We start from the raw sequence: 14,448 nt of genomic DNA on the forward strand, positions 1-14,448 counted from the left end.
ACTACCACAAGATATCAACTACGCTTACACCATCCGGTTATTCGTATGTAAGATGTTTGTAGCAATGATCAAGGATGTAGCTCATAAGATGGAATCGTAATTAGAGTTGGTACTAGTTCATTGCGCCCTCTTTCTGCTTATAACAAAATTCCTTATTATTCTGACTAATATATAAACTATAATAGCCAGCACAGATACGCAGTCTATTAAAAAGTAAAAGATAAGAATTTCGAGCGGAATGCCTGCTTTATCATTCATGTGAGAGGAAAACGCCTCCGTCGGTTCCACAGGTATAAAACGCTGCGATTCACGATCCAGCTTCAATTCATGGGTATAACATCCAAACTCCCGAATAACAATCTGTTTTCTACCAAAAAGGCCGCTAAATGCTGGTACTTTCTTAGATGAGGTTTCTACATAAAATGGGTGAACCGTTCCACCAATCCACCCAATTTCTTGGATCCAGTTTGATGATACCTGAGCCACGACGTCTTCGTGACAATAATCCTGGTACAGCTTCTCTACAGCGATTTTGATCGTATTCTTATCCTTATCATCGATATAGTAATTATGCAATAATGGATAATGAATCAAAATAATAAACACGACAAACCAGAACATTTTATTTTTGAAGAGTTTCATATCAAGCCCTCCTCCAGATCCCAAAATATAACATATTTTTATTTTTGTATATAAGATTTCGCATCCTGTACACAATACTTTCCTAATTTTTCTATCTTCCCTAAACACGTAACCCCATCCAACCATCAGTTGCCGGGCAGGTAGGATGAGGTGTGACCTTTTTGATTGTTGTGCCGCCAAAGTTGTTGCTACGATAGTTCAAAGTAGCAGGTTAAGTACAGCTAACAAAATTGGAATAGGAGCGGCTCAGTATGAAAAGAATCGTAACATTGAACACACGAAAACTAATGGACACAGCAAGACACGGCGGATGTGGTGCATGTCAGACATCTTGCCAGTCTGCTTGCAAGACTTCCTGTGGCGTTGCCAACCAACGTTGTGAAAATGAAATGAACAAATAGTAATTGAAGCTCACCGCCGTCCCTATAAGGACGGCGAATTTGTTTATGCTGGTTAGTCGTTGCAATTTGTAGGCAAAAGGAGTTTGGTTAGCAATATGATTCATCAATATCAACTGAACGGATATAACATCGTGATTGACACCTATAGTGGCTCAGTGCATGTTGTGGATGATCTGGCGTATGAGATCATTGCACTTTATGAGCATGCAGCTCCCGCACAAATCCTGACCTTAATGAAGGAAAAACATTTTGCTGAGGATAGTATTAGAGAGACATTTTCAGAGGTTGAAGAACTCAAAAGGAATGGGCTGCTCTTTACAGAGGATGTGTATGAAGAACTGTCTATTGATTTACAAAAACGAAAAACATATGTCAAAGCACTCTGTCTTAATGTCGCGCATACCTGTAATCTGTCATGCGAATATTGCTTTGCCAGCCAAGGGAAATACAATGGTGAACGAGCCATCATGAGTGTTGAGGTTGGACAACGAGCAATTGATTACTTGCTGGAACATTCGGGTCATCACCGAAATCTGGACATCGACTTCTTCGGCGGGGAACCGCTTATGGCTTGGAAAGTCGTCAAACAGATCGTAGCGTATGCACGAAGTAAGGAAAAGGAATGGAAGAAGAAATTCCGCTTCACCTTCACAACGAATGGGATGCTGCTGGACGATGAGGTCACCGAGTTTTTGAATCAGGAAATGTACAATGTCGTCTTAAGCCTCGATGGCAGAAAAGAGGTACATGACCAGTTGCGTACAACCGTGACCGGCAAAGGCAGTTATGATCATATCGTACCGAAGTTCCAGGATTTCATCCAAAAGCGCGGCGACCAGGAGTATTATGTACGAGGAACTTATACGCAAAACAATGTGGACTTCACCAATGACATCTTCCATATCGCAGATCTAGGCTTTGACAAAATCTCAATGGAACCTGTCATCTGTGATCCACGGGAACCCTATGCTCTAACCGAGAAGGATCTCCCGGAGATTTATCACCAATACGAAATTCTTGCCAAAGAAATGATTACGCGCAGCGAGCAAGGCAAAGGATTTACGTTCTATCATTACATGCTTGATCTCTCGGAAGGTCCTTGCATCCAGAAGCGAATCACAGGCTGTGGCTCAGGCACAGAATATCTCGCTGTCACCCCAGCGGGCGAGTTGTTCCCCTGCCATCAGTTTGTAGGGGATGAAGCGTACAGCATGGGCAACATTTGGGAGGGCATCACACGACCTGAGCTGCAGGGCCAATTTAAAGAAAGCAACTGCTACGCGAAGTCAGCATGTAAGGATTGCTGGGCTAAACTGTACTGCAGCGGCGGATGTCCTGCCAATGCCCTGCATGCGACGGGTTCCATCAACGGAATTTATGAATTTAGTTGTGACGTTTTCCGTAAACGAATTGAATGTTCCATGATGGCAAAGGTTGCCGAGTCCATTCGAGAACTTGAAGCTTGTGAGGCGTAGATAGAGGAACGAGGGGTTATGTAGTCATAACCCCGTCAAATAAACAATAAGAAAAGAGTATTTAAGCGGCGATCGATTCCCGATATTGTATTGGGGATAGGTCGCCGAGTTATTTCTGATAACATTCATATTTGTAAAATTCAATCTATTCAGCAATCTATCTCTTTGCGTTAAACGCGTTTTGAGATTTCACTATATATAGCTTTTCTATCTCAGAGCATCGCTTTTCACTGTCTGCTATTGCAGATCATGTAAGAGTCCCTGCGGTTTAGCAAATTATCGTCATCCGCTACCTGTTTTTTTGTCATGGGAGCTTCATAATTAAAGCGGGGCGCACACCATCACGGGCTAAACTAACATTCGCATAGCTACGAATACTGCAACTTGGGCCAACAAAATAGGCACGTGAAGGCTTGTTTCCCTGTGTTCGCAGCCACCACCAAGAACAGCCGACTTCTTCGCCGTTTCTGATGATATAGTTATCTTTGTCTGTTTTATCATATACATATAAGCTGCAGCCATCGTTTTTTCTCGTTTTGGCAAAGTCTGTTCCAATGGCACGTCGCAATTCCTTGCCGTGTATCACAGAAAAATCCTTTATCTCGGTAACGCTAAGCAAAAAAACTTTATCATCTGTATCGGGGCTGCCTACCCCGTTGTCCGTACAATGAGTTGTTTTTATCAATTCCTGTTCGACGTCGCCAAATGCATTATTATAAAATTCATTGTTCAACCACTTGCGCAAATCGCAGTCACTCCACGTAATATCCACGCAATCCTGCCATTTAATTTCCACACTGCTGCCATGGTACCGCTTGCAGTCCAAAATATACTCGCTCAAAATAAATAGCTCGCTGCCCGAATTGTGGAGAACACGCCATTGTATCGGTAGTTCTATACCGTCATCTGACTGTGGATATAAGCCGAAAGTAATGATTTCGCCGGGCTTGAAGTTCCTGTTCGACGTGAAAGCAAGATTATCGTCTTCCAAATAGGCTCCCCTCCTTATTTTTCTCTCCATCTTTGATTAATTATATAAAAAAAGACCAGGATAAAAACATCCAGGCCTTCAAAAAAATGATCAAAAGCTTTGTGAATCTCGACATGAAAGTTCAGCAAGGTATGGAACCGGCCGAAGCTTCACGTTAACTTCCATACGATTTGAGTAGATAGAGGTAGCTAGCATGATGGGAGGAGTTCCCCAAATCCCCCCTTCAATCTCTTCTCATTTATGAATTGCATCTAACGCTTGTCGTATTTTTCTTGCAAACACAAGAGGTCTATCAATAACTTCCATATTAATATAAATCAGGCGAGGCTGCTCGAATAGCCACTCATTATGAACAGACGTCACTTTTATACCTTGCCTACGAATGGCTGTGACGATTTTATTAACTTCTTTTTCTAGGAATGCCGCTCTACCTAGACAAAGCGCTCTACCCGTTCTTTTATTTAAGGATTCGAACGAAAAAGAAGAAGTTACGCTAAATCTTTTTCCCAGAATTGTTGCTCTTATTTGATTTCGATTTATAGTAGATACGCATTTTCCGCCGGCAAAGCCGGGTTGACCCCCAATAATTCTTGAGAACCGCTCACATATCGAACCGTTGTTAGGCATGCTTCTTCCCCCCTGTATTCATATATAATATGACTACAATTACAGGATGGATTCAGATTATCGCCTGATATAACGTTTTCAGTTACTTTCCAATCATATAGTTGGACTGAAAATGAAGGGCTCAAAAAAGGGACTATCCCAAAACCATTTGAGATGCCCCTTCTTTACTAACTTCCTATTAGCATCTCAACAAACTTAATATCAGCTGAGGCAAATTCATACTCTACTAAGTCTTTAGACTGTGCCCATTCATATTCATCATGATCAATCAATACGATTTCACCACTAACAAAAGTAGCTTTATATGCAAACAAACGTATATGTGTTGATCCATAAGTATGCTCATTTACACCAAACGATTCGTATGGTTGAATTACAATATTCATTTCTTCCAACAGTTCTCTCTTAAGGCAATCCTCAACAGTCTTATTATTCTCTATCTTGCCACCTGGAAACTCCCACAAGCCTTCTTGTGATTTCCCCTGCTTTCGTCTGGCGATTAAGATCTGACCAAGTTCATTTTCGATTATAGCCGCCGCCACTTCAATCATCTCAATCACATCCTATCCAATTGCCTTATTTGCTACTGGCACCAATTCCGGCGGCATCTCTTCCTTTAGTCGCCAAACAAAACTCATCGGTTTATTCCCTTCATGCTTCATGTACTCGGCTTCTCCTAAGAAAATGAAAGGTGCGGTGTAATTATTCTGATCCTTATATTCACGGACAAATAAGGCGATTCTTGTCCCCATCTGCTTATGGTTTACATATCGCTTAGCCGTATTCGTTCCTTCAGAAATTCGACTTTGGGTCTGCCAATGAAACAACCTTTCATTAATCGCATAATCTTCGTATAAGGTAGACGGAGAAAAGTCCTTGTTAGATTTATTCAATGTAATAAAGAAAATATCTGTTCCCTTATCATCAAAATACTTTACTCCTTCACGGAACGCAGGAGCATTGTCTTCATTCCAGAAGTCAAAAGCTGCTAACACTTGATCCATCGAATATTTGCAGTGCAGATCTAACGGACATGCATAGGGGAACTCATTCTGTTTATCAACAAAATTGATATGCGCATAATTATATTTTAGTATCTCTAAGATTTCATCCCTAAACATCTTACAGGAAACAATAGACTGAACTCCCTCGATAATGTCGTGAAAACCTTGTTTTTTAGGCTCAGATCGATAGAAGGTATAATAGAACATGTGTAACATCAGACGCTCTTCTTCTGTTTGTACTAGTTTTTCTTCCTCAAGATAATCGATTAAAAAACTTAGATGCCTCCGCGAGTTCATGCTTAATAATGCTGGAATACGTTTCGTCAGGATCTCCAAGTTCTCAAATTCCAATGGATCGATCAAACCCGCTTCAGCCATTAACCCCCGGAATGTCCGGTTTCCATTTCGCCCACCGTAAACATCATAAAGACTTATTCCATGGTACCGTGTGAAATTTTCTAACGTTAAGCTTAATCCGGTATCTTCTGTAAAATACTTCAGTTTAACGACCAAGCTCTTTCGGTTGATTGTTGTTTGCTTTAGATTTCTTAAGATGTGCTCTTTTGTTTGTTTCTCAAGTTGAATGAAGCTCCCTCGTGGCAGGCTCGAAAAACCATTTTCAATATAATGCTGAACTGAGTGCTTTGTTTTTCCAAGCAGTGCTCTGAATTTTTCCTGAAAATTATATTCTTTATGAGCTTGCCCAATGAAATCTAGAACCGTTAAGCATTCCTTGCCTTCTGCCAAACGGAGTCCACGACCCAACTGCTGTAAGAATATAGTCAGACTCTCCGTAGGACGTAAAAATAGAATCGTATTGATCTCTGGGATATCTATCCCTTCATTATAAAGATCGACGACGAAAACAACCTTCACATCACCGTTAACCAATCTTACCTTTGCATAGTTACGCTCTTCGTCGCTGGACTTCCCATGCAATGCAATAGCAGATATTCCCGATTCATTGAAAACTTTAGCCATATAGAGGGCATGGCTCACACTCACACAAAATCCAAGTGCTTTGACGTCTTCTAAATCTGCTACATATTTTTTCAAGCTGTTCATGATTTGACTAGCTCGGATTTTATTATGGGTGAATAAATGCTCCAACTCATTCAGATCATAGCCACGTCTTGTCCATTTTACTTTGGACAAATCAACATGATCCGTCACACCAAAATAATGAAATGGGCAAAGCAGTTTCCGATCAATTGCATCAGTTAAACGAATTTCAGCCGCAATTGTGTCGTCAAAATAGTGCATAATGTCCTTCCCATCCATCCGCTCAGGTGTAGCCGTCAACCCTAATAAAATTTGGGGCTGATAATGAGACAGAAGCTTTTGATAGGAAGGCGCCGCCGCATGATGGAATTCATCAACTACAATATAATCATAGAAGTCTGGTGTTGTTTTCTCAGCTAACTGTAACGTGTTAAAGCTTTGTATACTGATAAACAAGTGATCAATTGATTCCGCTTGATAACTCCCAACATGAAGTTCTCCAAAATTAAGGTCCTTAACGATAAAACGAAATGTATCGAGACTTTGTTTTAATATTTCCTCACGATGAGCAACAAATAGCAGTCTTGCTCTACGGTTTCGCTGAGCAAACCGCTTATAGTCGAAGGCCGAAACAACAGTCTTCCCTACGCCAGTAGCAGCAACCAGCAGATTTTTCGTTCTCCCATAGATCACTCTTTGAGCTTCTAGCTTTTCAAGGATTTCCTTTTGGTAATCATAGGGTGCAATGTTGAACTGAAAGGATATTTGATTACTGCTTTGTTCCTTCTTCCTTCCAAGTGCTTGTTTAAGTAGTAATTGATGATCCATATCGGATATGGAGAAACTCTTAAACTCTCGGTCATTCCAATAGCTTTCAAAGGTAGCCTCTATTTTCTTCAAGACATCATAAGCATCCTTCTCGGTAACCTTCAAATTCCACTCTAAACCACTAGTGAGCGCAGGATTAGATAGGTTAGACGAACCAACATAGGCTGTAGTGAAGCCTGTATCTCTTTTAAATAGATAGGCTTTAGCATGAAGTCGTGTTCGATCGATATCATAGGATATTTTGATTTCCGTATTCGATAACTTACTGAGTTCCATTATTGCCTTATAATCTGTTGCCTCCATATAGGTGGTCGTTATGACTCGCAAACGCCCTCCATTTGAAGTAAACCGCTCTAACTGTTCTATGAGGAGACGCAATCCACTCCATCTGATAAAGGAAACTAACAGATCTACTTGATCCGAAGTCACAATCTCATGTTTAAGCTCACTCATCATATTGGGCTCAGAATGGGAGCCTGTAAATAATGAGCTTTGTGATAATGGTGTTTTAGGACGATTAACCCTATCTTCCTTAATACCACGAATATGGTTTAGCTTCGAATATATATAAGTTAAGACCTCTCCGCGTTCATCTAGCTGCCATTCACTTATTTCCTCGTGGTCCAATATATTTTTAAGGGTTGCAATAATATCATTACAGGTACGAACCTGTAATAGTAGTGCATCGTCATCATCGTTACTTTGTTCCCGAATCATTTTTAGGGCTCTTCTAGTCACTGCAGCCAAATAATTCGAAAGTTGTTTTCTTGCTTCCTCCGGGTCAAGTGATTCTGTACCTATCTCGTATAAAGAAGGGTCCAGATCAGAAATCTGTTTTCTCGTTAGGTTATTTATGATTTGTTCATAAAGTCCCAGCTTCATAAAACACTTCAACCTCCTTTGAAGTCCACTTCTTATATAAGATATGGATGAAGACCCCATCCTTACTGAAGAGGTTTTTACTTTTGCCCTTCATGTTTCATGCATTTAAAAAAGTTAAGCTTTAATCGTCTTTATATGTAAATAATTATATACTTATAATCTATTAGAGACAATTTTAGTATAATGCTTAGAAAGGATAACATAAACAATTCATAACCCTGTTTCTTTCTGGGCTTGGTGGTCAAAACTCAGAAGCGCATAACCAATAAGGACCGGCATTGCGATCTTTGTTAACTTGTGTATTCAAACATTCAGAAAAGCATAAATTTATATGCGTATAAACGCAGCAATGCAAAAAAACACCCCATGACTCTCATGGGGTGTTTCTCATTTATGCTTAAACCGTCTTTAAGAACTCCACAATCGTCAGCAGACCCTTATCAAAGTTCTCCAAGTTAAAGTGCTCATTAGGCGCATGCAGATTCTCGTCCGGCAAGCCGAAGCCCATCATCACAACAGGCGCCTCCAGCACACGAGAGAACGTCTCCACGATCGGAATCGAACCGCCATCCTTCGTGAACAAGGCACGAGTGCCATAGACGCTCGCATAAGCGTCAGCCGCCACTTGCAGCATACGATCCGTTGGATCGATGTTGAAGGCGCGGGCTTTCTCGCCGTCTGTAATTTTCAAAGTCGCGCCTGGCTGAATGTGCTTGTTCAGGTGCGCTTTGATCTTGTCGAGCATGTCCTGCGGATCTTGGTCGCCGACTAGACGGCACGTAATCTTCGCATGCGCTTCCTTCGGAATAACCGTCTTCGTGCCTTCACCTTGGAAGCCGCCATATACGCCGTTCAACTCCAGCGTCGGACGTGCGCCAACGCGCTCCACGAAGGAATAACCCTCTTCTCCGTAAAGCGTGTCGAGGCCCAGCTTATCCGTAAGCGCCTGCTCGTTCATATTTTGCTTCGCAAACTCCTCACGCATCAGCGGCGACAGCTCTGGCACGCCTTTGTAGAAGCCTTCCACGGCTACACGGCCCTGCTCATCATGCAGCGTCGCGAGCAATGCCACGAGCGCGTGCAGCGCATTTGGAACACCACCGCCAAAAGTACCGGAATGCAGGTCCGTGTTAGCGGTATTCACTTCTACCTCCAGCGAGCACAGGCCGCGCAGACCGGTGCTGATTGCTGGCTTGCCTGGCTCAAGCAGCGACGTGTCCGAGATGATGACCGCGTCTGTTGCCAGCTTGTCCTTATTTGCATCCAGGAACGGTGGCAAGCTTGCGCTTGAGATCTCCTCTTCCCCTTCGATGCACAGCTTGATGTTCACTGGAAGCCCATTCTCTTCCTTTAAGATCGCTTCAATTGCCTTAATGTGCAGGAACAACTGCCCTTTATCGTCTGTCGCGCCGCGTGCGTACAGCTTGCCGTCACGGATCTCCGGCTCAAACGGCGGAGTCGTCCACAAGTTCAGCGGATCTACAGGCTGCACATCATAGTGGCCATAGACCAGAATGGTTGGGCGGCCTGGCGCATGCAAGTAATCAGCGGTCACAATCGGATGCCCATTCGTTTGGTGCACCACCACATTTTCCAACCCAATGCTGTTCAGATGTTTCTCAAGCCATGAAGCTGCTTTGTTTACGTCCTCTTTATGAGCAGACAATGCCGATATGCTCGGAATCGACAACCATTCTTTTAGTTCAGTCAGATGCTTTTCTCTATTTTGTTGAAAATACGTTTCATAACTCATAATCAGTAACGCCTCCTTCATATGTATAACGTTATTGTACGCCTTTTGGACAATTTGTGAAATTACGAAATTGGAAATAACCGAAATGCCGAAATAGCGACATGGCGACATGGCGACATGCTGGCATGATGACAAGCTGGCATCGGGGTAAGCAGGCATGGTGACAAGCACATCATCACCCCTCTTACAATAATGGCGACAGCATCCGCGACACACCTTCTAGCACCCGCTGCCAGCGTGATCGCTTGACGAATTGCTCATAATCAATCTCCTTGCTGTCTGCAAAGTCCATCTCAAAATCCTGTGCCAAGCAGTCGATGACCGCTTCATCGAACATAACTGCATTCAACTCAAAGTTGCTGAAAAAGCTGCGCATGTCCATGTTGGCCGTGCCAACGCACGCCAGTGAGTGATCCATGACCATCGTCTTGGCATGGGCAAAGCCTTTGTAATACTCAAAGAAGCGCACGCCCGATTGCATCAATTCCTCTAAGTACGAGCGCGCTGCCCAGTCGACGATCTTGGAGTCCGACTGGTGCGGAATAATAATTCTTACATCCACACCGCTTACGCCTGCTGTCTTTAAGGCAAGCTGCGTCCCCATGTCCGGGATAAAGTACGGTGTCATAATCCATACACGCTCGCTCGCGCAGCTCAGTGCCCCAAAATACAGCTCCTGAATCGCATCCCAGCTCGTATCCGGCCCGCTTGGCACGATCTTCACCTGTTCATTCCCGGGACAGATATGACGCGGAAAGAACTCCCGCTCCAAGAGCCGCTGCTGCGAAGCAAACGCCCAGTCATGCAGAAACACCGCCTGCAGCGTGTATACGGCATCCCCCTCAACCTGTAGATGTGTATCTCGCCAGAAGCCACTCTTTGGACTGCCACTCACATATTCATCACCGATGTTAATGCCGCCAACAAACCCAATCCTGCCGTCCACGACAACTATTTTTCGATGATTCCGATAGTTGAGGCGCCGCTTGAAGAAGGACACCCATACCGGCAGAAACCAGTGGAATTCAATACCTGCATCTTCGAATTGCTTCACATAACGTCGTTTCAGTTCGATGCTGCCGACACCGTCGGCAATGACACGAACCTTTACGCCCTGCTGTGCCTTGTCAATCAGCAGCTTTTGGAACATGGCTCCTATGGAATCGTCCTTAATAATGTAAAACTCCACATGAATATGATGCTCTGCCCCTTTGATCGCCTCGGCTATCGCTTCATATGTGGCATGCCCGTTCGTCAGCACCTGCGTGCGGTTGCAGCTTGTGATCGGACTTTCTGATAAGGTTGAAATGAGACGGAATAGACGATCCTGCCGTTTCATTTCAGCATTTTGAAGCTCCTCTACATCGCGAACAACATGGAGAAAGTCCAACTCTTCGATCACATGATCAACAAACCAGCTTTTACGAATTCGTCTTCTGGCCGTATATTCTTGCGCAAGAAAATAGTACATGACAAATCCGATTATCGGGATACAAAATGAAATCCACAGCCAGGCGACTGCCTTAGCGGGATGCTTGTACTCCAACACAAGGATGGTAAACAACTGAAATATATAGAACAGTAGTCCGATGATCCACCATATCATTGCACACAATTCTCCTCATCTTATCATGGCCTATGTTCAGCCTTGCCCACATGTACCTGTATTCATTCATTTATCATAGGGCTATATAGACACAATAAGAGCCAGACAAAACAGAGGCTGGTCACGTTTTGTGGTCATGTTTTGTCTAAGCAGGGAATAAAGTGCATTAAGAGGAACATGCATGACCAATTCGGGAGGTGATGTTATGAAGCGGCGATGGTTCAACGATTCGATGACATTGCTCGTTATAAGAGATGCAGAGCAAGCAGTCAAGCAAGTCAATGTCCCGAAGATGCTGATCGTATCCGTACCGATTGCGGCCTTGATGTCGATCTCTGGTCTTATCCTCACCATGCAGTTCACTTCTGCCAAAGAGATTAATACGCTTAAAGGACAGCTTAGCAGTCAGTCTCTAGCGCTCGATGTCACAGTCAAAGATAAAGATGAAGCCATCCGCAGGCTGCAAAATGAAATCGTCCGTCTGTCCGCTGAAGCAAAGGACGTCAAACATCGCGTACAGCAAATGAGTGATCTGGAGAACAGACTCGAGAACTTCGTGGAATCTCATCTGGGCTCCGAATCCGCTGCCAAGCCCCCTAAACTGTCCTTGTCACGAACATCGTGGACGGAGACTGAGCAAGTTGGCGGCGAAGCATGGTACGCCGACACGGATGAACTGATTCAGCTTGCCCGTCAATCCAGCTTTGAGCTGAAGCAGGTCCAGCAGATGCTGAACACGGTGGCACAATCTGCTCCCGCAACCCTGAATCAGGCGATTCAGAAGCAAACGACGATAGCCGGCACACCGTCCATCTGGCCGACGACGTCACGCCGCCTCACTTCCAGCTTCGGATACCGTCAAGATCCGATGACTGGACGTGCTGCCTTTCATGCGGGCATAGACATCGGCGGCGAGGTGGGCGATCCGGTATACGCAGCAGCAGATGGACAGGTTATCGCAGCAGAGTTTAATCACGCTCGCGGCAACTACATCATCATTCGACATGTCAACAACCTGGAGACGTGGTATATGCATTTGAGCAGGCTTTCCATCCAACCCGGTGATAACGTGTCAAAGGGCGACCTGATCGGCAAAGTAGGCAACACTGGGCGCAGCACAGGGCCCCATTTACATTTTCAAGTGGTCCAGCAAGGTGCGCCTATTGATCCCTCTCCGTATATGCAGCACAGCCATACCCAAGTGGAAGCAGGCGGCAAGGACACCTATTAAAGCAAGTTGAGCTGTATGTATCCTTCAAAATATGTAATCGAGGTGAGCTTATCATGTTAGGTAAATCCAAATCTGCAAGCACACGCTCCATTCCATCTACAGACACACTGATCAGCTACGGTACGGAAATGGAAGGAATCATTCACTCCCCTTCTAATCTACGTATTGACGGCGCGTTTAAAGGGGAAATCAGAAGCGATGGCATCGTTGTGATTGGGGAAAAGGGAGAGGCGCATTCCAATATCGAGGCGCAGCAAATCATTATTGCGGGTAAAGTATTCGGGGAGCTAAAGAGCAGCGGCAAGATCACAATCACCCCGTCGGGAATCGTGTCTGGTAATTGCGAATCACAGTGGCTTGTCATTCAGGAGGGCGGTATTCTTAACGGAAGCAGTCAAATGGAGCGGCTGGAGCAGGCTGGGGATAACAAGCAGAAGCCAACAAGCAAAGTTAATGCGGAGGGGAAGCCCAATCCAGATCACAAAGTGAACGAGAAGCAAGCGGGTTAATCCCCCTTGCTTCTTGTTCCATATAGAGGAGGTAGGAATACCGATTAGGGGGTGCTGCTTTGTGCTGTGCTTGCTCAGTGCTTGCTCAGCACGTTCTGCCACAGCGTGGATGGATAGCTGAGCAATGGCAGAAACTGCTCAATTCAATAGAAAGACCAGATTAATAAGACAAGCGTTCGTGCTGAATCAAGCAATCATAAGGAGTGCCTGTTGCCATGGCCGTCCATAGGATGCCGAGCATCTTGTGCTCACGGACACAGGTGCTGCATGCACCTAATGGAATATGCCCGCGGAAGAATCCCGTGCGGAATTGCATGGTGCTTCGTTCTGCCGATACAGGCTCGCGACAGCCGAGGCAGTACACCGGCTTCTGCGACAGATGGTGTGACGTATCCAAGGTCTCCATGTACAAGGCAACCCTCCTGTTGGGAAAAGTGTAAACTTTTCCATTTGCTACATTTCGTATCAATAATGTACGTTATAACGAGCTCCTTGTCAAGCAGATTGCTCCAATTTGTTACGAAGCAGTTCGTGAATTCGCACTCTCTCTTGATCATCCACCAGCCAGTAATAGATACCGTTGATTCTAGCGCTCCGACCTTGAACCGCTATTTTTTCGACCTCTTTCAAAGTTGACATATAGTGCACCATAACATTTTGCCAATCTTCAAATCGAAAATTCGTTTTGATGTAATTTTTCATCGTGTCGAGTAAAGCTGTCCAGTGTGTCATCCCTTGGAGAGATGCCGCGCGCTTTAAGACCGATTGCAGCACTTCCCGCTGACGGTCCATACGACCGAAGTCCCCGTTCGGGTCCTGCTTGCGCATCCGTACATAAGCCAAAGCCTCATATCCAGCCAAATGCAGGTCGCCCTGCGCAAAGTGAACCCCATCCAGTTCAAACGGAAATTGATTCTTTACTTCTACCCCGCCTATCGTATCAATCATCGTCTGAAAGCCTTCCATATTTGTCTTTACATAATAATGGATCGGGATCTGGAACATCCCCTCAACAGACGCCACTGACATCGCCACACCGCCAAACGCGTAGGCATGATTGATCTTGTCCTCTTTATTTCGACCGACAATCTTCGTCAGCGTGTCGCGCGGGATGCTCACCATCGTCACCCTACCTGACTTCGGATTTATGACAGCAATCGCCATGCTGTCCGACCTTCCGACGTCACCCTTCCTTTCATCCACCCCTAAAATAAGGACCGTAAACGGCTGACCTTCATTTAAGCTTGGGTCTGTCAATAACGGGGACGTGTCCACAGGCTTGTTAGCAGACTTATTACCGTTATGGACTTTTGTCATGTTTAACGGGACAAGCTTTCTCGGCGGCAATGGCTCATACATCGCATTAGCCGTGCTCCTCAGCTTGTACCATAACGTTCCACCTACCGCTGCGGTCACTAGCAGAAGTGCCGTCATCACAATAAAGACGACCTTATGCCAAGGTCGCCAACGGTTCCATATTTTTATCATCGGATCACT

13 protein-coding genes are annotated in these 14,448 nt (G+C 44.7%); 4 read left to right on the top strand and 9 right to left on the bottom strand.

What is annotated here, in order from left to right; translation table 11 throughout:
* Positions 1-117 precede the first annotated feature (117 nt).
* Positions 118-822 carry a hypothetical protein gene (locus MH117_RS16255; protein WP_239330079.1) on the bottom strand — a complete coding sequence of 235 codons (705 nt, stop codon included), beginning with the start codon at positions 820-822 and terminating at the stop codon, positions 118-120.
* A gap of 71 nt (positions 823-893) precedes the next feature.
* Between MH117_RS16255 and scfA the strand changes: the two genes are divergently transcribed.
* A complete protein-coding gene (scfA, locus tag MH117_RS16260; RefSeq protein ID WP_239330081.1) occupies positions 894-1,043 on the top strand; it encodes a six-cysteine ranthipeptide SCIFF in 150 nt (49 codons plus the stop codon).
* Positions 1,044-1,138: 95 nt separating this feature from the next.
* Entirely contained in the window at positions 1,139-2,518 is a 1,380-nt protein-coding gene (scfB, locus tag MH117_RS16265) for a thioether cross-link-forming SCIFF peptide maturase (protein WP_239330083.1), read from the top strand.
* Positions 2,519-2,822: 304 nt separating this feature from the next.
* On the opposite strand, the gene MH117_RS16270 is transcribed toward scfB, so the two are convergent.
* The 6 genes from MH117_RS16270 to cls all read right to left on the bottom strand — a co-directional run bounded on the left by MH117_RS16270 (position 2,823) and on the right by cls (position 11,211).
* Positions 2,823-3,509, bottom strand: a complete 687-nt coding sequence (locus MH117_RS16270) for a DUF6273 domain-containing protein (protein WP_239330086.1) — start codon at positions 3,507-3,509, stop codon at positions 2,823-2,825.
* A gap of 234 nt (positions 3,510-3,743) precedes the next feature.
* Positions 3,744-4,136 (bottom strand): DUF1259 domain-containing protein, encoded by a 393-nt coding sequence (locus tag MH117_RS16275; protein ID WP_239330088.1) that lies wholly within the window; start codon positions 4,134-4,136, stop codon positions 3,744-3,746.
* A 167-nt stretch (positions 4,137-4,303) separates the two neighbouring features.
* Positions 4,304-4,687 carry an 8-oxo-dGTP diphosphatase MutT gene (gene mutT, locus MH117_RS16280; RefSeq protein ID WP_239330090.1) on the bottom strand — a complete coding sequence of 128 codons (384 nt, stop codon included), beginning with the start codon at positions 4,685-4,687 and terminating at the stop codon, positions 4,304-4,306.
* 12 nt (positions 4,688-4,699) lie between these two features.
* Positions 4,700-7,852, bottom strand: coding sequence for a DEAD/DEAH box helicase (locus tag MH117_RS16285; RefSeq protein WP_239330092.1), 3,153 nt, complete (start codon positions 7,850-7,852; stop codon positions 4,700-4,702).
* Positions 7,853-8,249: 397 nt separating this feature from the next.
* Positions 8,250-9,605, bottom strand: coding sequence for a dipeptidase (locus MH117_RS16290; protein ID WP_239330094.1), 1,356 nt, complete (start codon positions 9,603-9,605; stop codon positions 8,250-8,252).
* Between the two features lie 184 nt (positions 9,606-9,789).
* Positions 9,790-11,211 carry a cardiolipin synthase gene (gene cls, locus MH117_RS16295; RefSeq protein WP_239330096.1) on the bottom strand — a complete coding sequence of 474 codons (1,422 nt, stop codon included), beginning with the start codon at positions 11,209-11,211 and terminating at the stop codon, positions 9,790-9,792.
* 205 nt (positions 11,212-11,416) lie between these two features.
* Here cls and MH117_RS16300 point away from each other — a divergent pair, with 205 nt between their 5' ends.
* Together MH117_RS16300 and MH117_RS16305 are read left to right on the top strand one after the other, a co-directional pair.
* The gene (locus MH117_RS16300; RefSeq protein WP_239330098.1) at positions 11,417-12,442 is read left to right on the top strand and encodes a M23 family metallopeptidase; all 1,026 of its coding nucleotides are present in this window, start codon (positions 11,417-11,419) and stop codon (positions 12,440-12,442) included.
* A 53-nt stretch (positions 12,443-12,495) separates the two neighbouring features.
* Positions 12,496-12,951: a bactofilin family protein gene (locus MH117_RS16305; RefSeq protein WP_239330100.1), complete on the top strand. Its 456-nt coding sequence runs from the start codon at positions 12,496-12,498 to the stop codon at positions 12,949-12,951.
* A gap of 160 nt (positions 12,952-13,111) precedes the next feature.
* Here the strand turns inward: MH117_RS16305 and MH117_RS16310 are convergent, their stop codons facing one another.
* Both MH117_RS16310 and MH117_RS16315 read right to left on the bottom strand, forming a co-directional pair.
* On the bottom strand, positions 13,112-13,363 hold the full coding sequence (locus MH117_RS16310; protein ID WP_239330103.1) for a hypothetical protein: 252 nt from the start codon (positions 13,361-13,363) through the stop codon (positions 13,112-13,114).
* Positions 13,364-13,446: 83 nt separating this feature from the next.
* Complete coding sequence (locus tag MH117_RS16315) at positions 13,447-14,439, bottom strand: LCP family glycopolymer transferase (RefSeq protein ID WP_239330105.1); 993 nt, start codon at positions 14,437-14,439, stop codon at positions 13,447-13,449.
* Positions 14,440-14,448: the final 9 nt, after the last annotated feature.

This window comes from Paenibacillus sp. ACRRX, from assembly GCF_022346885.1.
Lineage (GTDB): Bacteria > Bacillota > Bacilli > Paenibacillales > Paenibacillaceae > Paenibacillus_B.

Excerpts from the sequence above, each read along its gene's own strand:
- MH117_RS16315 (WP_239330105.1), bottom strand. The coding sequence starts at position 14,439 with ATGATAAAAATATGGAACCGTTGGCGACCTTGGCATAAGGTCGTCTTT.
- MH117_RS16285 (WP_239330092.1), bottom strand. The coding sequence starts at position 7,852 with ATGAAGCTGGGACTTTATGAACAAATCATAAATAACCTAACGAGAAAA.
- cls (WP_239330096.1), bottom strand. The coding sequence starts at position 11,211 with ATGATATGGTGGATCATCGGACTACTGTTCTATATATTTCAGTTGTTT.
- MH117_RS16300 (WP_239330098.1), top strand. The coding sequence starts at position 11,417 with ATGAAGCGGCGATGGTTCAACGATTCGATGACATTGCTCGTTATAAGA.
- mutT (WP_239330090.1), bottom strand. The coding sequence starts at position 4,687 with ATGATTGAAGTGGCGGCGGCTATAATCGAAAATGAACTTGGTCAGATC.
- MH117_RS16275 (WP_239330088.1), bottom strand. The coding sequence starts at position 4,136 with ATGCCTAACAACGGTTCGATATGTGAGCGGTTCTCAAGAATTATTGGG.
- scfB (WP_239330083.1), top strand. The coding sequence starts at position 1,139 with ATGATTCATCAATATCAACTGAACGGATATAACATCGTGATTGACACC.
- scfA (WP_239330081.1), top strand. The coding sequence starts at position 894 with ATGAAAAGAATCGTAACATTGAACACACGAAAACTAATGGACACAGCA.
- MH117_RS16305 (WP_239330100.1), top strand. The coding sequence starts at position 12,496 with ATGTTAGGTAAATCCAAATCTGCAAGCACACGCTCCATTCCATCTACA.
- MH117_RS16290 (WP_239330094.1), bottom strand. The coding sequence starts at position 9,605 with ATGAGTTATGAAACGTATTTTCAACAAAATAGAGAAAAGCATCTGACT.